The following is a 21,946-nucleotide window of genomic DNA, read 5'->3' as shown; positions in this document are numbered from 1 at the left end:
CGGCGGGGCAGGTGCGGAGATCACTCCGTGGCGATCGCGCGCAGCACGTCGAGCCGTCCCGCCCGCCGCGCCGGGCGCCAGCCCGCCAGGGCTCCGGCCGCCAGGCCCACCAGTGCGACGATCGCCAGCCGGGCGGGTGGAAGGGCGAAGGCGAACGCGCTGTCGCCGGCCCCGTCCGCTGCCGCGACCAGCACCCAGCCGAGGAAGGCGCCGAGGGCCAGTCCGCCCACCGTGCCGAAGGCCGCGACGAGCACCGACTCCCAGCGGACCATGCCGCGCAGCTGGCCACGGGTCTGGCCGACGGCCCTGAGCAGGCCGAGTTCGCGGGTCCGTTCGTGCACCGCGAGGGTCAGCGTGTTGGCGATGCCGAGCAGGGCGATCAGTACGGCGAGGGCCAGCAGGGCGTAGACCAGGGTGAGCATCATGTCGATGCCGCCGGCCGACGACTGGGCGTACTCGTCCCGGGTCTGCACGTCCGGATTGCCGTACGGGGCGGCCGCCTTCTCCACCGCGGCCTTGCCGTCCGCCGGGTCGACGCCGTCGGCGAAGGTGACGGCGATCAGGTTGTCGGCGTCCTGGGCACGGTGCGGAGCCCAGGCCTCCCGCGTGACCAGGTAGTCGCCGGCCAGCTCGGACTGCTCGTAGACCGCGCGCACGGTGAAGCTCTCGCGCTCGCCGTCGGTGAAGGCGAGTCGGGTCCGGCTGCCGGGCTCGAGTCCGCGCTTGTCGGCCTCCGCGGAGGAGACGGCGATGCCGTCCGTGCCGAGTCCGCCGAGCGATCCGTCCACCGCGCCGAGGTCGAGGCCTTCGGCGAGGGCCTGCGGATCGGTGACGGTCAGCTCCCGTCCGGCGCCGTCGACCTCCGCGACTCCGCGGCCGAGTCCGACCGCGCCCGCCACCTCGGGCCGCTCGGTGATGACGCCGGCGAGCTCCGGGCTGAGTCCGCTGCCGCCCGCGCCGAAGGCGGGCACGCTGACGGCCACGTCCCCGGCGAACGACCGGGCGACCGTCTGGTCCATCGTCGCCTTGAGCGAGGCGCCGAAGACGGTGAACAGGGAGACCACCGCGACGCCGATCATCAGGGCGCCGGCCGTGGCGGCGGTGCGCTTCGGGCTGCGCAGCGCGTTGCGTCCGGCGAGGCGCCCGGTCGTACCGCGCAGCCGGGCCAGCGGCGCGCCGAGGACCCGTACCGCGCGGCTCGATGCGACCGGGCCGAGGATCACGAAGGCGATCAGGGCGAGGACGGCGCCGGCGCCCGCGAGCCACACCGAGGGCACGGCCACCACACCGGTCAGGGTCACGCCAAGGGCGACGGCCGCGAGCACCGCGCCGGCGACGGCCCGTCCGCGGGAGGCGCCGGACTGGTCCACCGCGGACTCGCGCAGTGCCGCGAGCGGCGCGGTGCGTCCCGCCCGCAGGGCCGGGAGCAGTGCAGAGCCGAGGCAGACCAGGATGCCGACGACCAGCGGAAGCGCCATCGAAAGACCGCTGATGACGAGGTCGCCCTCCGGGAACGGGAAGCCGATCGCCGGGAAGAGCGCCTGCAGTCCGGCCGCGATGCCGATGCCGCCCGCGAGACCGGCGGCCGATGCGGCCACCGCGACGACGGTGGCCTCCGCCAGGGTGGCGGCGACGACCTGCCCGCGTGCCGCTCCGAGCGCCCTGAGCAGGGCGTTCTCCCGGGTCCGCTGGGCCACCACGATCGCGAAGGTGTTGTGGATCGAGAAGGTGGCGACGAGCAGCGCGATCCCGCTGAAGACCAGCAGGAAGGTGGTGAAGATGCCGAGGAACTGCCCGGAGATCATCTCGGTGTTCTCCTCGGCGGACTCCTGTCCGGTGATCGCCTCGGTGCCCTTGGGCAGGACGGGACCGAGCGCGTCGACGAGCTCGCGCTGACTGGTCCCGGACTCGGCGCGTACCTGGATCGAAGCGGCCTGCCCGGGCTCCGGGGTCAGATACTTCTCGGCGTCCGCCCTGGTCATCCCGGTGAAGGTCACCTGGGCCATGCCGTCCTCGCCGCCGAAGGTGGCGAGACCGACCACGGTGATCCGTACGGGTTCGGGCGTACGCAGGACGGTGCTGTCGCCGATGCCGAGGCCGGCCGCCTTGGCCGCGCCGCGGTTGACGACGACCTCTCCGGACTTGGCCGGGAGCCGGCCGTCCGAGAGCCGGTACGGGTTGAGCTCGGGGTCGTCGATCCAGTTGCCCGCGAGGGTGGGCGGGCCCTGGCCGCCGACGGGTTTGCCGTCGGAACCGATGAGCTGGCCGCTGCCCTGGATGTCGGGCTCGGCCGCGGCGACGCCCGGCACCCGGGAGATCCGCTCGGCGAGGTCGGTGGCGACGGGCTGCCGTACGCCCTGGCTGTCGCCGGGCGTGGTGATCGTGTCGGCGCTGCGGACGACCGAGTCCGTACCGCTCGAGGCGTTGCCGAACATGCTGTCGAAGCTGGCCCGCAGGGTGTCCCCCATGACCAGCGTGCCGGCCAGGAACGCCACCCCGAGGAACACGGCGGTGAACGTGCCGGCGAACCGGCGCTTGTGAGCGCGCAGCGAGGACAGACTGATCCTCGCCGTCGCGGATGCGGCACTCATCGGGGCACCTCCTGGGGTGCGGGCCCGTCGGACGCGGCCAGGTCGAAGGCCTTCATCCGGTCGAGGACCTTGTCCGCGGTGGGCGCGGACATCCGGTCGACGAGCCGGCCGTCGGCGAGGAAGACGACCTCGTCGGCGTGGGCCGCGGCGACCGGGTCGTGGGTGACCATGACGACGGTGCGGTCCATGTCGCGGACCGCGCGGCCGAGCAGGCCGAGTACTTCCTCGCCGGAGCGGGAGTCGAGATTGCCGGTGGGTTCGTCGGCGAAGACGACGTCGGGGCGGCCCGCGAAGGCCCGGGCCACGGCGACGCGCTGCTGCTGGCCGCCGGAGAGCTCCGATGGCCGGTGGTGCAGGCGGTCGCGCAGGCCGACGACGTCGATGAGCGCTTCGATCCACTCGGGGTCGCCCCGGGTACCGGCGAGGTCGAGGGGCAGGGTGATGTTCTCCGCGACGTTCAGGGTCGGCAGCAGGTTGAAGGCCTGGAAGACGAAGCCGATGCGGTCGCGGCGCAGGACGGTCAGCCTGCGGTCGTCGAGTGTGCCGAGCTCGGTGTCCCCGATGAAGGCCGCGCCCTCGGTGAGGGTGTCGAGCCCGGCTGCACAGTGCATCAGCGTGGACTTGCCGGAGCCCGAGGGCCCCATGATCGCGGTGAAGCGGCCGGCCGGAAAGTCGACGCTCACCCCGTCCAGGGCCCTCACCTCGGTGTCGCCTCGGCCGTAGACCTTCACGGCGTCGACGACCCGGGCCGCACCGGCGGTGCGGAGCGTGGTGTCGGTGGCGGTCATCACGAGCCGCCCTTGGATGCCGGGCCGAACTGCTCGTCCAGGACGGACAGTCGACGCCAGTACTCGTCCTCGTCGATCTCGCCGGAGGCGAAGCGCCGGCCGAGCACGGCGATGGGCGACTGCCCGTCGTGCACGGTGCCGCCCGGCCGGCCGCGGCCACGGCCGCGCCACACGGTGCGCCGCAGCACGGTGACGACGCCGATGACGACCGCCGCCCAGATCAGCGGGAAGAACAGGATCCACGGGCCGGGGCCACCGTCCCACTGTGCCAGGGTCTGCATCTGAACCATCTCCTCGGAAGCGAGTCCTCGATCTGCTCGATGTGCTCGATGCTTCGAGAGTCGCCCCGGAAGGGGTCCCTGGTCGTCGTACCGCCAGCGGCCGTTGTGCTACCTCCCCGGGAGTACGCGGTGGCCCGGTGCCTGCTCCGGGCGGCGGGTGCTCAGGCCACGGAGATGTCGACGGTGGGCCGCAGTCTCGACGCGGATGCGAGTGCCGGGTGCACCCGGTGCGTACGGAACGCCTCCACCAGCGCCGGATCGGGCGCCGCCTGCGCCGCGGGGAAGCAGATCTGCTCGTACGCCGCCTGGAAGCGCGGGCCCCAGCGGCGCGCGCCGAGGCGTGCCGTGCGCGAGCAGTTGTCGACCATGTACGCCACGTCGCGCGCGTGCATATAGGGCAGCAGGGAGTCCACGGCCTCGATCACGGACTCGTTGACGATCTCCGACCAGGGGTGGCCGCGGGTCGCGAACTCGTCCGTCTGGGCCGTCATCGTCGCCACGAACACGCCCGCCGTGAACGGGTCCGCGGCCTGGGCGTACGACGCCCGCTCCGCCCGCACCTGCTCACCGGCCCGCCACATTCCGGAGCCGCCGATCGGGGTCATGTCCCGGGTGGCGAGCCGCTGTTCGGCGAGGATCACACTGCGCAGTTCGGTGCCGTCGGCGACCTCGTCGTAGATCTCCGCGATCAGGTCGCGCGCGGGCCCGTAGGTGGCGCTGTACGCACGGTCGAAGGTGTCGCGGCCTGCGGTGTCGAGGTTCTCGCGGACCGCGAGCAGGCCCTCGCGGGAGATGGTGCGGGCGATCGGTCCCGTGACGGTCTCGCAGGACCGCCGGTACGCCGTGACCGCGTCGTCGCCCTCGAGCAGGAACCGGCGGTGCAGGCTCTCGACCATGCCGTGCACCGCGCCGAGCAGGACGGCGCGCTCCCCCACGATGTCGGAGAGGTACTCGCTGCGCAGTGTGGTGCGGAAGGTGTACGGCGAGCCGAGCGCCACGGACCAGGCGAGCGCCCGGTCGACGGCGTGCCCGTCCGGGTCGGCGTGCACGGCGAAGCTGCTGTTGATCCCTGCACCGTTGACCTCGGCGCCCTGCACGTAGAGCCTGCGGACCGAGTCGCCCATGCCCTTGGGGCACACCGCGATCACCGGGTGTCCGGCGGGGAAGGAGCCGCCGTTCGCGTCGAGATGGCCGAGCAGGAAGCCGTGCGAGAGGCCGATGGTCGCGCCGGGACGCAGCGCCGCGAACACCTCCTGGTGGTGGGCGGCCAGGGCCGCGTCGGCGATGAGCAGGATCACCAGGTCGCTGGAGGCGACGACGTCGAGCCAGTCGCCCGATGTGCCGTCCTCGGTGCGGAATCCGTGCGCCCGAGCGTCGGCGCAGGAGGCGGAGCCGGGGCGCAGGCCGACGGCGACCTCGATGCCGGTGCCGGCGAGCGAGTCGCGCAGGTTGCAGGCCTGGGCGCGGCCCTGCGACCCCCAGCCGATCACCCCGATCCTTCGGATGCCGGCGAAGGCGCGCGGCAGCAGTGGGAAGAGGTGGCGCCCGCCGCGCAGCACGGTCTCGGTGCCGTCGGGGACGGCGAGGGATTCGACGTCGAAGATGTCGGAGGTGAAGGAGTTGGCGGGCTGTTCCGCCGAAGAAGGGTTCGCCATGACGGAGTTGTAGGCTCCGCCTCGACATTGCGGCAAGCGCAACAACCGCATCGCGGCGTTGCACCGAATGAAAGGCCCAGGTGGTTCCCCGTGGACGAGCGCCGCGAGCTGACGCTGTTCCTCCATCTGACGCAGACCCTGAACTTCGGCCGCACCAGTCACGACTGCCATGTGAGCCCGGCGACCCTCACCCGGGTGGTGAAACGCCTCGAGGCGTCCGTCGGCCACCGGCTGCTCGACCGCGGACCGACCGGGGTGTCGCTGACCACCGAGGGCAGGCGCTTTCGCCGGTACGCCGAGGACGCGCTCGCGCTGTGGCAGGCGTACCGGCGGGAGAGCCCCGGCACCGCCGAACTGACCGGCAGGCTCTCGCTGTTCGCGACGGTGACGGCCTGTCAGGGCCTGCTGCCCGACCTGCTCGCTCCCTTTCGCACGGCCCATCCGCAGGTACGACTCGACCTGCGCACCGGTGACGCGGCGAGCGCGCTGGCCCGGCTCGACGAAGGGGAGGTGGACGCGGCGGTGGCGGCACTGCCGGCCAGGCTGCCGTCCTCGCTGGTGAGCCGCACCGTGGCGGGCACCGGCCTGGTGTTCGTACGGGCCCGCACTGCGACACCCGGGGCCGGTGGGACGGGAGGCGACACGGAGGCGGACGAGGCGCACGGACCGTACGTACTCCCCCATCGTGGCCTGGTGCGCGAGGAGGCCCACCGGTGGTTCAAGGAGCACGGCGCGAGCCCGGACGTGTGTTCCGAACCCGACGGGCACGAGGCGTTGTTGACGCTGGTCGCGCTGGGGGTCGGCACCGGGATCGTGCCGCGCCTCGTGCTCGAGCAGAGCGCGGTGCGGGACCGGCTGACCGTGCTGCGGGCGCCGGGCGGAGGGCCGGGGTTGCGTCCGCTGCGGCTCGGTCTCTGTGTGCGGCGGGCGGATCTGCGCAGGCCGCTGGTGGGTGCGCTGTGGAGCCTCACGGCCGAGGGGCGGGACGCGGCTGCACGGTGACACCGGCCGTTCGCCGGCACCTGGATCAGGTACTGAGGGCGCCCAACGGGTCGTCAAGGACCGGCTGCCAGGCCACTTCCGCGGCACCGACCAGGCTGTTGTGGTCCAGGGTGCAGGCGAGGATGGGGACCGAACCGCTGCGGCCCCACAGGCTGCGGTCGGCGACGACGGCGCGCAGGCGTTCCGGGTCGGCGGTGAGCAGTTCGCGGTGCAGGCCGCCGAGGATGATGCGGTCGGGGTTGAGGATGTTGACGAGGCCGGCGAGTCCGAGGCCGAGGCGGTCGATGAGTTCCTCGGCGGCGCCGCGCACCAGCCGGTCGGCGTACTCCGTTGAGAGCAGGCCGCGCGCCTGGGCGAGCAGCGACTCCTCGGGGCCCGGCGTCCGGCCGGCCGCGGTGAGCAGGGCCAGCGGGTCGGTCTCCACGTCGAGGCAGCCGCGGCTGCCGCAGTGGCAGGCGCGGCCGCCCTCCGGGTTCACGGTGAGGTGTCCGACTTCGAGGGCCAGGCCCGAACTGCCGGTGTGCAGACGGCCGTCGAGGACCAGGGCGCCGCCGACGCCGCGGTGTCCGGTGGCCACGCAGAGCAGGTCGCGGGAGCCGCGGCCCGCGCCGTGCCGGTGCTCGGCGAGGGCCGCGAGGTTGACGTCGTTGCCGGTGAAGGCCGGGACGTCGAGGCCCGCACCGCTCACCCGCTGCTCGAAGATCTCGCGGACCGGGGCGCCGATCGGCCAGGCCAGGTGCAGCGGGTTGAGCGCATTGCCCTCGGGCTCGGCGACCGCGGAGGGTACGGCGAGTCCGGCGCCCGCGCAGCGGCGTCCACTGTCGCGCAGCAGCGCCGCGCCGGCCTCCACCACGGAGCCGATCACCTGTGCCGGGTCCGCGTCGACGATCTCGCAGCCGGGGGTGGTGGCGACGATCCGTCCGCCGAGGCCGACGAGGGCTGCGCGGTATCCGTCGGAGTGCACCTGGGCGGCGAGCACCACCGGTCCGTCGTCGGCCACCACGAGGCGGTGCGAGGGGCGGCCCTGGGCTCCGGCGGCGGAACCCGGTTCGACGTGGATGAGGCCGAGCGCCTCGAGTTCGGCGGCGACGGCTCCCGCGGTGGCGCGGGTGACGCCGAGTTCGGAGGTGAGGACGGCGCGGGTCGGGGCCCGTCCGGTGTGCACGAGTTCCAGTGCCGGGCCGAGCGCACCGCGCCCTCGTTCGAGCCGAGTTCGGGTGGACACCTGCCCCGCGGCGCGGGGTGCCTCCTTGCCGTTCATGAGGGGGAGTCTCCCATGATCCGCGGTGTGTGGTGCCCGCGCGGACCCGGTCGCCGCCCGCGCCGGGCACCCGCGCGCACCACTCGCTGATCCGCCGGTCCGGCAGGGAACTTCAGTGCTGCCGGCGACTTGCTCAGCCGCCCGCGGGACCTCTAACCTCAGTTTGTGCCGACATTGAACAAACTCAGGGCGGCCGGGTCCCACCAACCCAAGGACCCGGACCTCAGCAGGCTCCGCATCGCACTCACCGTGTTCTTCGGACTGGACGGATTCGTCTTCGCCGGGTGGGTCGTCCGCATTCCCGCGATCAAGGAGCAGACGGGTGCATCGGCCAGCGCCCTGGGCCTGGCGCTGCTCGGGGTGTCCGCGGGGGCCGTCGTCACGATGACCCTGACCGGACGGCTCTGCCGGCGCTTCGGGAGCCATCCGGTCACCGTCGTCTGCGCCGTCCTGCTGGCGCTCAGCATCGCCCTGCCTCCGCTGACCCGCACACCACTCACCCTCGGCGCCGTCCTGCTGATCTTCGGTGCCGCGTACGGCGGCCTGAACGTGGCCATGAACAGCGCCGCCGTCGACCTGGTACGGGCCCTCCGGCGGCCCGTGATGCCCAGCTTCCACGCCGCGTTCAGCCTCGGCGGCATGATCGGCGCCGGACTCGGCGGACTGGTCGCGGGCGGCCTCTCGCCCGGCGTGCATCTGCTGGCCCTGACCTTCATCGGCCTCGCGGTGACCGCCGCCGCGGCACCGACCCTGCTGCGTCGCCCGGCACCCGCGCCCCTCCCGGAGTCCACCTCGGCCGCTCGGTCCGACGGCTCCCCTCGGCACACCCGCTGGATCGTCGTCGTCTTCGGCCTGATCGCCCTGTGCACGGCGTACGGCGAAGGGGCGCTCGCGGACTGGGGCGCCCTGCACCTGCAGGACGACCTGCACGCCGGCCCCGGAATCGCGGCCGCCGGCTACTCCCTCTTCGCCCTGACCATGACGGTCGGCCGGCTCTCCGGCACGCTGCTGCTCGAACGCCTCGGACAGACCCGCACCCTGGTCGCCGGCGGCGCCACGGCCGCCGTCGGCATGCTGGCCGGCGCGCTCGCCCCGACGGTGTGGGCCGCCCTGCTCGGCTTCGCCGTCACCGGCCTCGGCCTCGCCAACATCTTCCCGGTCGCCATCGAACGAGCCGGCGCCCTGGCAGGACCGAGCGGCGTCGCGACCGCCTCGACCCTCGGGTACGGCGGCCTGCTGCTCGGCCCGCCGATGATCGGGTTCATGGCCGACTGGTACTCGCTGCCCGTGGCACTGACCAGCGTGGCGGCCCTCGCCGCGGTGTCGGCCGCCATCGGGTTCGCCGTACGAGGGGTCTCCACGCGCGCGTGACGGGCGCCCGCCAGGAATCCGGTGGGCCCCGCTCCGGGCAGCGGGCACAATCGCGCCATGGAGATCACCGAACACATCCGGGCCCTCGACTCCGCGGGCTGTCTGCTCGCCGAGCGCGCCGCGGCCGCCGGGCCCGATGCCGCGGTGCCGACCTGCCCCGGCTGGCAGGTCCGCGACCTGCTGCGGCACACCACGATGGTGCACCGGTGGGCGACCCGGTTCGTCGCCGATGCACTGACCTCCCCGGCGCCGGGCGAGGAACCGCCGCCGCACCTGGACGGCGACGCACTCGTCGACCACTTCGCCGAGGGCCACCGCGCCCTGGTGCGGGCGCTGCGCGAGGCGCCCGACGACCTGGAGTGCTGGTCGTTCCTGGCGGCGCCGTCGCCGCTGGCGTTCTGGGCGCGGCGGCAGGCGCACGAGACGACCGTGCACCGCCTGGACGCGGACTCGGCCGTGCCCGGCGCCCAGGACGTCCCCGTCGATGCGCGGGTCGCCGCGGACGGGATCGACGAGCTGCTCCGCTGCTTCCACTCGCGCTCGAAGAGCCGGGTCAGGACCGAGCAGCCCCGGGTGCTTCGGGTGCGTACCACGGACACCGGCGAGGTGTGGACCGTACGCCTGGGGACCGAGCCGCCCGCCACCACGCACGGTGCGGACGATGCGGCCGCGGACTGCGAACTGAGCGGCACGGCAGCCGAGTTGTACGCGGCGCTGTGGAACCGCCGGCCGGTTCCCGAGGTCACCGGGGACGCCTCGCTGGCGCGCCTCTGGCGGGAGAACTCGGCGGTGAACTGGAACTGACGGCCTCGCCCGGCCGGTACTCAGCCCAGCCAGCCGGGCCGCACCAGCCCCGACTCGTAGGCGAGTACGACGAGTTGGGCGCGGTCCCGGGCGCCCAACTTGATCATGGTGCGGCTGACGTGGGTCTTCGCGGTGAGCGGGCTGACCACCAGGCGGCGGGCGATCTCCTCGTTGGACAGGCCGATGCCGACGAGCGCCATCACCTCCCGTTCCCGCTCGGTCAGTTCGGCGAGGGCCGCGGCAGCGGACGGTTCCTTGGAACGAGCCGCGAACTCGCCGATCAGGCGCCGGGTCACTCCGGGGGACAGCAGGGCGTCGCCCTCGACCACGGCCCGTACGGCACGCAGGAGTTCGTCCGGTTCGGTGTCCTTGACCAGGAACCCGGAGGCGCCCGAGCGGATCGCCTCGAAGACGTACTCGTCGAGCTCGAACGTCGTCAGCATCACCACCTTCACCGCCTCCAGAGCGGAGTCGCCGGTGATCTCACGGGTCGCCGCCAGCCCGTCGAGCTGCGGCATGCGGATGTCCATCAGGACGACGTCCGGGCGCAGTTCGCGCACCCTGCGGACGGCCTCGGCCCCGTCGGACGCCTCGGCGGCCACCTCGATGTCCTGCTGAGCGTCGAGGAGCGCCCTGAATCCGGCTCGTACCAGCGATTGATCGTCGGCGAGCAGTACGCGGATCACTTCTCGGCTCTCCTTCGTCGGTGCCTCACGCATCGGTGCCACACTTGTCGGTCCTCACGGCGAGGTACTCGGTGTCCTCGGCAGTACGGCCCGGACCCGGAAGCCGCCGTCGGACCGCGAACCGGCTTCGATCGTGCCACCGAGTGCCGCGGCCCGCTCCCGCATTCCGGCGAGCCCGTTGCCGGAACCGCCCGCCTCGGCCCGGGTCGCCGGTCCGTCGTCGTCGATCCCCAGCTCCAGGCCCGCCTCCGCGTAGCGCACCCGCACGCGCGCGCTGCGCGAACCCGAGTGCCGTACGACGTTCGTCAGCGCCTCCTGGACGATACGGAAGGCCGCGAGGTCGGCGCCCGGCGGCAGCGGGAAGCGCTCGCCCTCGGTGGTCACCTCGACGGTGAGGCCGGCGCCGGCCGCCTGCTCGACGAGTTCGGGCAGCCGGTCGAGCCCCGGAGCCGGGGCGCGCGGGGCGTCACCTGGCGTACGCAGGGTGTCGAGCACCTGTCGGACCTCGCCGAGTGCCTCCTTGCTGGCGGACTTGATGGTGGTGAGCGCGGTGCGGGCCTGCTCGGGGTCGCTGTCCAGGAGCGCGAGGCCGACACCGGCCTGCACATTGATCACCGAGATCGAGTGGGCCAGTACGTCGTGCAGCTCGCGGGCGATGCGCAGGCGCTCCTCGTCGGCCCGGCGCGCGGCCGCCCGCTCCCGCTCGATGCGGTCCTTGGCCCACTGTTCCCGGCGGCTGTGGGCGAGTTCGGAGACCGCGATGATCGCCACCACCCAGATCACCACGCCGAGTTCCTGGCCCCAGCCCCACGGCCCGTCCCCGGCCGGCGGCAGCCACCGGTACAGCCAGTGGCTCACCAGGATGTGGCCCACCCACAGGAGTCCGATCGCTCCCCACGCCGCGCGCCGCCGCCCGGCGACGATCGCCGAGAAGCAGCCGAGCGCCACGGTCAGGAACACCGGTCCGTACGGGTAGCCCGCGGCCAGGTACACCAGCGCGGACCCCGCCGTGCCGTACGCGACGACCACCGGGATGCGATGGCGGAACAGGAGCAGCACACTGCCGATCAGGAGCAGGGCCCGTGCCCACAGGTCCAGATCCGCGCGGCCGGTCTGGTCCTGCGCCGCGAAGGTGGTGCCCGCCTGCACGAACAGCGTCAGCAGCACCGTCGTCAGCCACGGCAGCCGGCGCGGATCCGCCCTGATCTCCTCCCAGCGCCGCAGTCCCGGCGTCTCGGGGGTGTGCCACGGCGGGCCGCCCCTGCCGTGGGGCAGGCCGCCACGACGTCCCTGCTGCTCATCCATACCGGCCACGCTAGCGGCGGCCCGGGCCCTCGGGCGTCAGCCGGGCGCAGTGATCACGCGTACTCCCGCCGGAGTAGCCCTCGCCGTCGGACTCCTCACGACGTGACGGCGCCCGCTTCGTCTCGCTCGCCGCCCCCGCGCGCCGAGGCACCGCCCTCCGTCCTGCGGTCCAGGGCGCTGAGCGCCCGCCGGGCCATCGGGTGGGTACGGACGATCTCGGTCAGCGAGGAGGAGCCGCGGGTGATCCGCGCAAAGGCGTTCCACGCCGGACGGAACCCGGTGATCGCCGCATGCAGCAGTCCGGGCCGCCGCTCGAACACCGTCAGCATGCGCCGCCCGATGCTCATCTCCACGCCGAGCCCCGCCTTCACGGCGAAGGCGTAGTTCAGCGCCTGGCGCCGCGCGTCCACCGCGTCCTGCGACTCGGCGATCCGTACCGCCCACTCCCCCGCGAGCCGCCCCGAGCGCAGCGCGAAGGAGATGCCCTCCCGGGTCCACGGCTCGAGCAGGCCTGCGGCGTCCCCGCACACCAGCACCCGCCCGCGCGACAGCGGCGAATCGTCGCTGCGGCAGCGCGTGAGATGACCGGAGGAGATGCGCGGCTCGAAGCCCGCGAGGCCGAGCCGGGCGACGAAGTCGTCCAAGTAGCGCTTGGTGGCCGCTCCTTCGCCCCGGGCCGAGATCACACCGACGGTGAGGGTGTCGCCCTTGGGGAAGACCCAGCCGTAACTGCCGGGCATCGGGCCCCAGTCGATCTGCACCCGTCCTGCCCAGTCCTCCGCGACCGAGTCGGGCACCGGGATCTCCGCCTCGAGCCCGAGGTCCACCTGGTCGAGCTTGACGCCGACATGACCCCCTATCCGGCTGGCGCTGCCGTCCGCACCGATCACCGCGTGCGCGAGCACGGTCTCGCCGCCGGACAGCTGGACGGCCACCGTCCGCCGGTCGGGCACGGCACGGCCGTGCTGCTCGACCCCGGAGACCGTGACCCCGGTGCGCAGTTCCGCGCCCGCCTTGAGGGCGGACTCGACGAGGCCCTGGTCGAACTCGGGGCGGTTGATCAGGCCGAAGAGCATCCGGCGTGAGCGGCGCGTACGAGCGAAGCGGCCGTCGAGGGAGAAGGTGACCGCATGCACGCGGTCCCGCAGCGGCAGGTCGAATCCGGGGGGCAGTGCGTCGCGCGAGAGTCCGATGATGCCGCCTCCGCACGTCTTGTAGCGCGGCAGTTCGGCCTTCTCCAGGAGCAGGACGCGTCGGCCGGCCACGGCCGCTGCATAGGCGGCCGAGGCGCCCGCGGGGCCGGCGCCGACCACGACGACGTCCCACACCTCACTGCTCTCGTCGGCCGGCTTCTCGCTCGAGTTCTCGCTGCTCACGATGGGCTGCTGCTCCGATCCAGCTGATACACGCCACTGTCCACGGCATCCTACGGGCGGCCGTCCCCGCACTCTCCTGTGGGAAGATCGGCCCGGCGCCGGCCGCGCACACGCGCGCGTGACGGCGACCCACAGATACAACGTCGCACCCACAAGGAGCGTGCCCATGTCCTCGAACCGGATCGCCGAGACCGTCGACTCCCTGATGCCACGTGCCTGGCAGGAGCTCGCCGATCTGGTGGCGTTCAAGTCGGTCGCGGACTTCGGCCAGTTCCCCAGGAGCGAGAGCGAGGGCGCCGCCCGCTGGGTCGCCGACGCGCTGCGCACCGAGGGCTTCGAGGACGTCGCCCTCCTGGACACCCCGGACGGCACCCAGTCCGTCTACGGCGTACTGCCGGGCCCCGAGGGCGCACCCACCGTGCTCCTCTACGCCCACTACGACGTACAGCCGCCGCTCGACGAGGACGCCTGGACCACTCCGCCCTTCGAGCTGACCGAGCGGGACGGCCGCTGGTACGGCCGGGGTTCGGCCGACTGCAAGGGCGGCGTCATCATGCACCTGCTCGCGCTGCGCGCCCTGAAGGCCGACGGCGACCTTCCCGTGACCGTCAAGTTCATCGCCGAAGGATCCGAGGAGCAGGGAACCGGAGGTCTGGAGCGTTACGCGGAGACCCACCCCGAACTGCTGCGCGCCGACTCGATCGTGATCGGCGACAGCGGCAACTTCCGGGTCGGGCTGCCCACGGTCACCTCGACGCTGCGCGGCATGACCCTGGTCCGCGTGGAGGTCGACACCCTGGCCGGGAATCTGCACTCGGGCCAGTTCGGCGGCGCGGCGCCGGACGCGCTCGCCGCGCTGATCCGGGTCCTTGACTCGCTGCGCGGCGAGGACGGTTCGACCACGGTGGACGGCCTCGAAGCCGGCCAGTCCTGGCAGGGCCTGCAGTACGAGGAGGCGGACTTCCGGCGGGACGCCAAGGTCGCCGAGGGCGTGCGGCTCATCGGTTCGGGCACAGTCGCGGACCGTATCTGGGCCCGGCCCGCGGTGACCGTGCTCGGCATCGACTGCCCGCCCGTCGTGGGTGCCACGCCTTCGGTGCAGTCGAGCGCGCGTGCGCTGGTCAGCCTGCGGGTCGCACCGGGGACGGACGCCGCCGAGGCCACCCGGCTGCTCCGGGCGCACTTGGAGGCGCACATTCCGTGGGGTGCCCGGATCCGTACCGAACAGGTCGGCCAGGGGCAGCCGTTCCGCGCGGACACCACCAGCCCGGCGTACGCGGCGATGGCCGAGGCGATGGCGGTCGCCTACCCCGGCGAGGAGATGCAGTACGCGGGCCAGGGCGGCTCGATCCCGCTGTGCAACACCCTGGACGCGCTGTACCCCGACGCCGAGATCCTGCTGATCGGCCTGAGCGAGCCCGAAGCGCAGATCCATGCGGTGAACGAGAGTGTCTCGCCCTCCGAACTGAGCCGTCTCGCAGTGACCGAGGCGCTGTTCCTGCGGAACTACGCCGCATCCAAGTGAACCCGGCGGGCCGGCACCGACCGGCCCGCCCTCGCGGCGTTCGTCAGCCGACCGGCACCCCGTCCTCCAGATAGAGAACGGCTCCGCGCTCCCTGGCGCGCAGAGCCCAGCGGAGCCGTTCGTACCGCACCGGGGGCAGCAGACTCGCCGCCTCCTGCTCGGTGACGAAGCGACAGCCACGCAGTTCGGGACCGGGCAGCAGCACCCGATCCCGTACCGCGCCGTCGAGTCTGCCGCCGTCGAATATCAGCCGCATCCCGCCGAATCCGGGTGGCGCCGGAGGCTCCCAGTCCGCCACCAGGAGCCGCGGGATGCGCTCCAGCCCTATGCCGGTCTCTTCGGCGACCTCCCGCACTCCCGCCTGCGCGGGCGCCTCACCCGGTTCGACGACGCCGCCGGGGAACTCCCAGCCGGCCTTGTAGGTCGGATCGACGAGCAGCACGCGGTCCTCCTCGTCGAAGAGCAGCACACCGGCGGCCAGCGTCTCGGCGGTCGGTTCGGGCGTCTGCACGATGTCGCAGCGCCCGCTGTCCCTGCTGCGCACCGCTTCGGCGATGCGCTCGGCGGTCTCGTACGGGGTGAGCGAGCCGTTGTCGACGAGGTGCGCGTCGGCGCTGAGCCAGGATGCCAGCGCCGCACGGTAGGGCTCGATGTGGTCGTACGACCACTGGCGCACCCGGAGTTCGGCGTCGTCGCCGGGACCGACGTCCCGGTCGGCGATCCGGCAGCGCAGGATCGTTTCCGCCGGGGTGAGAGCCACGTGTCGTACCGCGATTCTGCGGGCGGCGAGACCACCGAAGATCTCGTCCCGGTACTCCTGGCGCAGCAAGGTCATGGGGACCACGAGGACTCCGCCGACCTCGGCGAGCAGCGCGGACGCGGTGTCGACGACGAGTCGTCGCCAGATCCGCAGGTCCTGGTAGTCGCTGACCTCGGCGAGGTGCTTCTGCGGGAGCAGCAGCGGCAAGCCGCTGCCGACGATCTCGGGGTCGAAGAGCGTGCTGTTCGGGATCAGGTCGATCAGTTCCCGTGCGGCGGTGGACTTCCCCGCACCGAACGCACCGTTGATCCAGACGATCACGGTTCCCCCTCTTCTGTTGGCCCCCTGTGGCTTGCCCGCAACACCCTGCCGCGGAAACCAACTCCGCTCAGGAAGCGGGGATGTGGCCACCGCCGGCACCCGCACCGGGCGGGGCCGACGGCGGCCGGGCACGCCAGGACGGTGGCTCCCCCGGCACCGATCCTGTGCATGCGGCCCCTTCCGGCGCCTCGGGATGCGCGGGAGGTCACCCCGGGTTGGAGCAGGCCGGAGGGGCGGGCCGGGGCCGCGTTGTCGGCGATGCGGCCCCGGCCGGCCGGTGTGGTCCGAGGTCCCGGCCCGACACTCGGCACGGGCGGGCGGGTGGGCTGACACCGTGAATCGCGGTGCAGGGCCGCGCGGTTCACGCTCCGCCAACCGATCGTAGAACCGGCCCGCCGCGTAGGGAAGCAGGCATTCAGCCGCGGCCCGAGCCGCCGCGGCACCGCGGTTCGAGCACCGAACCACGGCCCACAGGTCACGAGTTGAACACGTGAGCTCCATGCCTCCTCCACAAGAGGAATGTCAGCACTACCTTCCTCTCACCGGAAATCACCCTCGGGGGGACATCTTGAGCAATCCACATACTCCGCATGTTCCGCATGTTCCGCCCGACGGACCGGCATCCCGCAGGGCTCCGCGCTGGGCTCGCAAGCGATTCGTCCTGCCCGCTCTCGCTCTCGCGTTCACCGTCGGAGCGGCTGCCGCCGGCGGCAGCGAGTCCGGCGAGCCCGGGACGTACGAGCAGGAGGCGCGACCCGCACCCACCGTGACGGTCACCGAGTCGGGGCACCCCGCACCGGATCCGGAACCGGCGCCGACGGTGACCGTGCGCGTCACCAAGACGGTCCGGGCCACCGCCACCGCCACCGTCACCGCGCCTCCGGCCGAGGCCGGCGCGGGCAACGACCGTTCAGAAGAAGGGAGTTCGGGCGGCGGAGGCGCCGAGGTGTCGTATGGCAACTGCAGCGAGGCCCGGGCGGCCGGGGCAGCCCCGGTGCACCGCGGCGAGCCCGGCTACGGTCGCCATCTGGACCGCGACGGGGACGGTGTGGGCTGCGACATCTGACGACCACGACCATGGGCCGGCGACCGGGCGGCTCGCGCAGACCGCCCGGCCCTCGGCGGCCGCCGGGGCGCCCGGACGGCGCGACGAGCGACGCCGGACCGGCCCAGCAGCCAATATCTTTCGGCCAACATCGGCGTTCCGCCGCCGCACGCCGCCCGACCGCACCCGAAATGCCGGCTTCAGCCCGAAACGGCAGCCTCCGAAGCCGCCGCCCCCGCGATGACGGCTGCCGCGGCACCGATCAGTCCCGCATCCGTGCCGGTCACCGCCGGAGCCACCCGAAGATCCTGGACGAAGGACAGGGTCGCGTAGTCGTCAAGTGCCTTGCGCAGCGGTGTGAAGAGGACCTCGCCGGCCTTGGCCACTCCCCCGCCGACCACCGCGATGTCGATCTCGACCAGGGTCGCGGTGGCCGCGATGCCCGCGGCGAGGGCCTGCGCGGCCCGCTCGAAGGACGCCCGGGCGACGGGGTCCCCCGCCCGGGCCGCGACGGCCACCGCCGCGGCGGAGGCGTCTCCGTCGGGGCCGGGCAGCCAGCCGTCGTCCAGGGCCCGCCGGGCGATGTTCGGCCCGCTGGCGATCCGCTCGACACAGCCGCGACCGCCACAGGGGCAGAGGTCACCGTCCAGGTCGACACTGATGTGGCCGATGTGCCCCGCATTCCCCGTCGGCCCCGCGTGCAGCCCGCCGCCGAGCACCAGACCGCCGCCGACGCCGGTGGAGACCACCATGCACAGCGCGTTGTCGTGTCCGCGGGCCGCACCCTGCCAGTGCTCCGCGGCGGTGATCGCGGCGCCGTCGCCGATCAGGGTGACGGGCAGCCCGCCGGTCAGCGCCCGGACCCGCTCGACGAGCGGAAAGCCGCGCCAGCCGGGGACGTTGACCGGGGAGACCGTGCCCTTCGAGGCGTCGACCGGACCCGCGCTGCCGATGCCGAGCGCACGGACGTCACCCCACAGGGAGTCGGCCGAGAGCTCACCGAGTACGCTCTGCACAGCGCCCATCACCGTGTCGCCGTCCTCCTGCGAGGGAGTCGCCCGTTGGGCACGGACCAGGATGCGACCGCGTCCGTCCACCAGGGCTCCGGCGATCTTGGTGCCGCCGATGTCGAGCGCGGCGACGATGTCGTTCTGCATCAGAGTCGGGTCTCCTGGTAGTCAACGGGGCCGGATCTCCTGGTGAGACGGGCCGCGAAAGATTCGAAGTCCAGTCTCCCCTGCCACTGACAACGTTGTCTAGGCTCTATGCTCGATGCCACACCGTCGAGCCCCAGGACAGGACCGCACAAGTGGCCGAGAACGACCGCCGCCCGCCCGGCTTTCCGCATGCATCGGACGGACGGCAGTGGCCGCCCGGAGCCGTCGAACCGCGCTACGGCACCCGGCCCACGATGAAGGACGTGGCCGCGCGCGCCGGCGTGGGCCTCAAGACGGTCTCCCGCGTGGTGAACGGCGAGCCGGGCGTCACCCCCGACACCGAGCGCCGCGTCCAGGAGGCCATCGACGCCCTCGGTTTCCGGCGCAACGACAGTGCCCGGGTCCTGCGCAAGGGCCGCACCGCGAGCATCGGTCTGGTCCTCGAGGATCTGGCCGACCCGTTCTACGGACCGCTCAGCCGGGCCGTGGAAGAAGTCGCCCGTGCCCACGGCGCACTGCTCATCAACGGCTCCAGCGCGGAAGACCCGGCCCGTGAGCAGGAGTTGGTGCTCGCCCTGTGCGCCCGGCGGGTCGACGGCCTGGTGGTGATCCCGGCCGGCGACGACCACCGCTATCTCGAACCGGAGATCAAGGCCGGCGTGGCGACCGTCTTCGTGGACCGCCCCGCCGGGCGGATCGACGCGGACGCGGTGATGTCGGACAGCTACGGCGGCGCGCGTTCCGGGGTCGCCCACCTCATCGCACACGGACACCGGCGGATCGGTTTCATCGGGGACCAGCCTCGGATCCACACCGCGGCCGAGCGGCTGCGCGGGTACCGGGCCGCCATGGAGGACGCCGGGCTTCCGGTCGACAGCTCCTGGGTGTCCCTCGGATCCACCGATCCGGTCCGAGTGCGCGACGCCGCCGCGGCGATACTCGACGGGCCGTCCCCGGTGACCGCGTTCTTCGCGGGCAACAACCGCGTCACGGTGACCCTGGTACGCGTCCTGGCCGAACGGCGCCGCCGAGTCGCCCTGGTCGGCTTCGACGACTTCGAACTGGCCGACCTGCTGGACCCGGGCGTGACCGTGATCGCCCAGGACTCGGCCCAGTTGGGCCGCACCGCCGCGGAGCGCCTCTTCCGCCGCCTCGACGGAGGACGCAGCGGCACGGAACGCAGCGTGCTCCCGACCCGCCTGATCGCCCGGGGGTCGGGGGAACTGCGGCCGGAGGGCTGAGGTTTGGCGGCGTCTGGGGCGGGGCGGGGATTCGGATGCGGGACAGGCCGGGCCCCGTGCCGGGCTCGGCCGTCGCGAAGGCGGAGCGGCGAAGACGGTAACCGGGGGCGGGCACGTCAGTGCGGGCGCGCTACGCGGTCGGCTCGGCCAAGGACGACGTGAGTTCCTGCGCGACGACGTCGAAGAGGTTCGAGAGCGACGTCCCCTCCGGGGCGTCCATCCAGCGGTCGAAGGCCGCGCGGAAGGCGGTGACGGCGACCTCGGCAAGGACGGCCGACAGCTGCGCGGAGGTGCCACGTTCGTGCAGCGCGTCCGCGATCTCGGCGGCGATCAGCGCGTACTTGGTGCGCTCGCGCTCCTGCAGATCCGTGCTGGCCCGGATCACCGTACGGCGCCGGGCGGGCGGCGGTACGAGTTCGGCCAACTGGTCGCCCACCTCACGCAGGGCGGTCACTGTGGCGTCCCACGGCGGCAGCTTCTCGTCGACGGAGCGCACGGCGGCGCCGACGGCCTCCGCGAGTTGCTCCGAGCCGGCGAAGAGTACGTCCCGCTTGTCCGTGAAGTAGCGCGAGAAGGTGCGCCTGGTCAGCCCGGCACGCTCGGTGATGTCGGTGACCGTCACGTTCTCGTAGCCGCGCTCGAGGAACAACTCGACCGCGGCGTCTCGCAGGCGCTCTTTGGCGCGGGGCATCCAGCGGGGCATTCCGCAACCCTATCCGGCGACTCAATGAGTCGTCGGCGCGGTGAGGCGCGCGACAGCGAGGCGCTCAGCTGTGCGGCACTCGGTCGAGGACGAAGGACCCCCCGGCGGCGACGGCGAGATCGGCGCCCAGGGCGGCCGCGGGCGTGTACGCACCCGGCTTGCCCTCGCCGCGGGCGAGGCGCTGGGCGACCTCGGCGGCGACGGCCGCGGTGTAGTCCATGCCGTCGTCCGCCCGCAGCCATCCTTCACGACGGGTCCCGTCGGGCCAGGTGACGACGGCGTGCCCCCAGGAGTGCCGGCGGGGGCGGGGCGCGGCCTTCATCCGCACGCCGGACATGCGCCGGACGGCGAAGCGGCGGACCGCCGGGACGGAGACGAGCCTCCCGGCGAGCGGCAGGACCGCCCGCACCGCGGTGCCGGTGGGGGCGAGGGCGGTGGTCACCGTCACGTTCGGAGACCCGCTGGCACGCTGTGCGGCGATGAGCTCGCCGGAGGGAGCCCCCGCCGACTTCACGCGTTCCCCGTCGGGCAGGTCAAGGTGTTGCACATCCGCGCCGATCCGGGCCTTGACCAGGCGGCCGTCCTCGTAGCGGAGCCCGCCGGTGCTCAGCACATCCATGGAGGTGGCGGCGAAGGCGGCGCCCACCAGGCCCTCCTCGCTCGCCACCGAGGCCAGCGCGTCGACCCGCACATGGCTCGGGGTGGAGCGACCCTCGCACAGCTTGACGACCACGGACTCGCAGGCCAGCACCCCGAATCCGGAGCCGGTCACCAGGGTGCTGCCCGCCGACGCCGCTTCGTCGTGGAGCTCGAGGAGTCGGGAGACGGCCGCCGGGTCGGCGGCGAGGTCCAGATAGTGGCCGCCGGGCATGCAGGCGCGGATGATCGGCAGCGCCGTCTCGGCGTACTCACCGAGGGTGTTGAGCACGACGGCCGGCCGCTGCTCGTTGATCTGCCGCGCCATCGCTTCAGCGGAGTCGGCGACGACGGTCCTCACCTCGCCTCCGCCTCCCAGGTCCGCCCGGGCCTTGTCCAATCGGCCGGAATCGCGCCCGACCAGCACGAGCGGCACCTTCTGTGCGGCCAGACGGGCGGCGACAGCGGCGCCGATGCGCCCTGTCGCCCCCAGGATCCACACCTCACCGGTGCGGGGATCAAGACTGTCCTGCGGCATGGGCGTTCCTCCTCGAGAACGAGGTCCGCATCCTGTCTGTCCGCGCACCTCTGATGTCTCACTGTGCCATCATTCAGCCTAGCACTGAATGACGCACTGAGACATCGATGCATGCAGCCAGCCACGTCAGAGCGCCGGACGTCGACCACTCGACGCCCGTGAGAGGCAGAGAGGAAGGCCGGCCCCCGGTCAGCAGCGAGGCAACCCCGGCACCGGGGCGTCGTTGTCGCCGCCCTTGATGTTGACGACATTCACATGGACGTCGCGGTTTCCGCTGTCGTCGTCGGTCTTGGCCCACCAGACGTTCGTCCACTCGCCGTGCGACTCGCGCCGGCCGAGATTCGCCTGGCAGTAGAAGTAGTTGGTGCCGGAGTTCAGGACGCCCGCTTCCGTGCCGCCCGCGGTGTACGACTTCGCGGTGCGCCAGACCTCGCAGTTGTACTTTCCGCCGCCGGTGGGGTGGCAGACCGGCGCGGGATCGGGCTCGGTACCCGTACCGCCGTCGCCGCCGCCACCGCCCGAGCCCGAACCACCCTTGTCCGGGGCCTCGGTGGGCTTCGACGCGCCCTTGTCCGAGCCCTTGCCGGGGTCGTCCTCGTCGCCGGCGCCGGCTGCACCGGAGTCCTTGCCGTCGCCCTCGGAGTCCTTGTCCGCGCGGTCGCCGTCGGCGGACGGGCTCTTCTTGTCGCCGTGCTCCTCGGGCTTGGAGGTGCCGGTCTTCCCGCCGGCCGGCTGCGAGGGCTCGCCCTTGTCGCGACCGTCCTGCACGCTCTCTCCCCCGGCCTCGGCCTTCGGGGCGCCCGAGTCCGCCAGAAGGGCGTAGCCGCCGCCGGCCAGGGCGAGCACCAGGGCCGCGGCGGCGCCCGCGTACAGGGCCCGCCGGCTCCGCCGCGCAGGCGT

Annotated in this window: 18 protein-coding genes and 1 pseudogene; 6 read left to right on the top strand and 13 right to left on the bottom strand. The window is 73.1% G+C overall.

Annotated elements, in window-relative coordinates; all coding sequences use genetic code 11:
- Window positions 1-20: 20 nt before the first annotated feature.
- The 4 genes from DY218_RS19255 to DY218_RS19240 form a co-directional block, all read right to left on the bottom strand.
- Complete coding sequence (locus tag DY218_RS19255) at window positions 21-2,591, bottom strand: ABC transporter permease (protein ID WP_128557320.1); 2,571 nt, start codon at window positions 2,589-2,591, stop codon at window positions 21-23.
- The gene (locus DY218_RS19250) at window positions 2,588-3,379 is read right to left on the bottom strand and encodes an ABC transporter ATP-binding protein (protein ID WP_128557319.1); all 792 of its coding nucleotides are present in this window, start codon (window positions 3,377-3,379) and stop codon (window positions 2,588-2,590) included. The genes DY218_RS19255 and DY218_RS19250 overlap by 4 nt, the downstream gene beginning before the upstream one ends.
- A complete protein-coding gene (locus tag DY218_RS19245; protein ID WP_128557318.1) occupies window positions 3,379-3,660 on the bottom strand; it encodes an SHOCT domain-containing protein in 282 nt (93 codons plus the stop codon). The genes DY218_RS19250 and DY218_RS19245 overlap by 1 nt, the downstream gene beginning before the upstream one ends.
- Before the next feature lie 161 nt (window positions 3,661-3,821).
- Window positions 3,822-5,315 (bottom strand): ketol-acid reductoisomerase, encoded by a 1,494-nt coding sequence (locus DY218_RS19240; RefSeq protein ID WP_128557317.1) that lies wholly within the window; start codon window positions 5,313-5,315, stop codon window positions 3,822-3,824.
- A 90-nt stretch (window positions 5,316-5,405) separates the two neighbouring features.
- Between DY218_RS19240 and ilvY the strand changes: the two genes are divergently transcribed.
- The gene (gene ilvY / locus DY218_RS19235; protein WP_128557316.1) at window positions 5,406-6,317 is read left to right on the top strand and encodes an HTH-type transcriptional activator IlvY; all 912 of its coding nucleotides are present in this window, start codon (window positions 5,406-5,408) and stop codon (window positions 6,315-6,317) included.
- Between the two features lie 25 nt (window positions 6,318-6,342).
- On the opposite strand, the gene DY218_RS19230 is transcribed toward ilvY, so the two are convergent.
- The gene (locus tag DY218_RS19230; RefSeq protein ID WP_128557315.1) at window positions 6,343-7,578 is read right to left on the bottom strand and encodes an ROK family protein; all 1,236 of its coding nucleotides are present in this window, start codon (window positions 7,576-7,578) and stop codon (window positions 6,343-6,345) included.
- 165 nt (window positions 7,579-7,743) lie between these two features.
- On the opposite strand from DY218_RS19230, the gene DY218_RS19225 reads away from it, so the two are divergent.
- Window positions 7,744-8,949 carry an MFS transporter gene (locus DY218_RS19225; protein ID WP_233521712.1) on the top strand — a complete coding sequence of 402 codons (1,206 nt, stop codon included), beginning with the start codon at window positions 7,744-7,746 and terminating at the stop codon, window positions 8,947-8,949.
- 57 nt (window positions 8,950-9,006) lie between these two features.
- Window positions 9,007-9,753 carry a maleylpyruvate isomerase family mycothiol-dependent enzyme gene (locus DY218_RS19220; protein WP_128557314.1) on the top strand — a complete coding sequence of 249 codons (747 nt, stop codon included), beginning with the start codon at window positions 9,007-9,009 and terminating at the stop codon, window positions 9,751-9,753.
- Window positions 9,754-9,773: 20 nt separating this feature from the next.
- On the opposite strand, the gene DY218_RS19215 is transcribed toward DY218_RS19220, so the two are convergent.
- From DY218_RS19215 to DY218_RS19205, 3 genes are all read right to left on the bottom strand, one after another.
- Window positions 9,774-10,439: a response regulator transcription factor gene (locus DY218_RS19215; RefSeq protein ID WP_128557331.1), complete on the bottom strand. Its 666-nt coding sequence runs from the start codon at window positions 10,437-10,439 to the stop codon at window positions 9,774-9,776.
- Window positions 10,440-10,493: 54 nt separating this feature from the next.
- Window positions 10,494-11,753, bottom strand: a complete 1,260-nt coding sequence (locus DY218_RS19210) for a sensor histidine kinase (RefSeq protein ID WP_128557313.1) — start codon at window positions 11,751-11,753, stop codon at window positions 10,494-10,496.
- 86 nt (window positions 11,754-11,839) lie between these two features.
- Window positions 11,840-13,120, bottom strand: a complete 1,281-nt coding sequence (locus DY218_RS19205; RefSeq protein ID WP_199566781.1) for a geranylgeranyl reductase family protein — start codon at window positions 13,118-13,120, stop codon at window positions 11,840-11,842.
- Between the two features lie 166 nt (window positions 13,121-13,286).
- On the opposite strand from DY218_RS19205, the gene DY218_RS19200 reads away from it, so the two are divergent.
- The gene (locus DY218_RS19200) at window positions 13,287-14,645 is read left to right on the top strand and encodes a dipeptidase (RefSeq protein ID WP_128557311.1); all 1,359 of its coding nucleotides are present in this window, start codon (window positions 13,287-13,289) and stop codon (window positions 14,643-14,645) included.
- Between the two features lie 43 nt (window positions 14,646-14,688).
- Here the strand turns inward: DY218_RS19200 and DY218_RS19195 are convergent, their stop codons facing one another.
- Window positions 14,689-15,726 carry an NUDIX hydrolase gene (locus DY218_RS19195; protein ID WP_128557310.1) on the bottom strand — a complete coding sequence of 346 codons (1,038 nt, stop codon included), beginning with the start codon at window positions 15,724-15,726 and terminating at the stop codon, window positions 14,689-14,691.
- Between the two features lie 568 nt (window positions 15,727-16,294).
- Here DY218_RS19195 and DY218_RS19190 point away from each other — a divergent pair.
- Window positions 16,295-16,792 (top strand): excalibur calcium-binding domain-containing protein, encoded by a 498-nt coding sequence (locus tag DY218_RS19190; protein ID WP_233521711.1) that lies wholly within the window; start codon window positions 16,295-16,297, stop codon window positions 16,790-16,792.
- A 179-nt stretch (window positions 16,793-16,971) separates the two neighbouring features.
- Here the strand turns inward: DY218_RS19190 and DY218_RS19185 are convergent, their stop codons facing one another.
- Entirely contained in the window at window positions 16,972-17,928 is a 957-nt protein-coding gene (locus DY218_RS19185; protein ID WP_128557308.1) for an ROK family protein, read from the bottom strand.
- Between the two features lie 254 nt (window positions 17,929-18,182).
- Here DY218_RS19185 and DY218_RS19180 point away from each other — a divergent pair, with 254 nt between their 5' ends.
- Window positions 18,183-19,169, top strand: a complete 987-nt coding sequence (locus tag DY218_RS19180; RefSeq protein WP_128557330.1) for a LacI family DNA-binding transcriptional regulator — start codon at window positions 18,183-18,185, stop codon at window positions 19,167-19,169.
- Window positions 19,170-19,299: 130 nt separating this feature from the next.
- Here DY218_RS19180 and DY218_RS19175 read toward each other — a convergent pair whose 3' ends face one another.
- From DY218_RS19175 to DY218_RS34275, 3 genes and pseudogenes are all read right to left on the bottom strand, one after another.
- Entirely contained in the window at window positions 19,300-19,872 is a 573-nt protein-coding gene (locus DY218_RS19175; protein ID WP_128557307.1) for a TetR/AcrR family transcriptional regulator, read from the bottom strand.
- A 64-nt stretch (window positions 19,873-19,936) separates the two neighbouring features.
- Window positions 19,937-21,046, bottom strand: a complete 1,110-nt coding sequence (locus tag DY218_RS19170) for a saccharopine dehydrogenase NADP-binding domain-containing protein (protein ID WP_128557306.1) — start codon at window positions 21,044-21,046, stop codon at window positions 19,937-19,939.
- Window positions 21,047-21,235: 189 nt separating this feature from the next.
- Window positions 21,236-21,946: pseudogene (locus DY218_RS34275) on the bottom strand (serine/threonine-protein kinase); the annotation flags it as partial.

This window comes from Streptomyces triticagri (assembly GCF_003429565.1).
GTDB classification, from domain to species: Bacteria; Actinomycetota; Actinomycetes; order Streptomycetales; family Streptomycetaceae; genus Streptomyces; species Streptomyces triticagri.
Note: the sequence above shows the minus strand (reverse complement) of the source record. Positions and strands in the feature narration are given on the sequence as shown.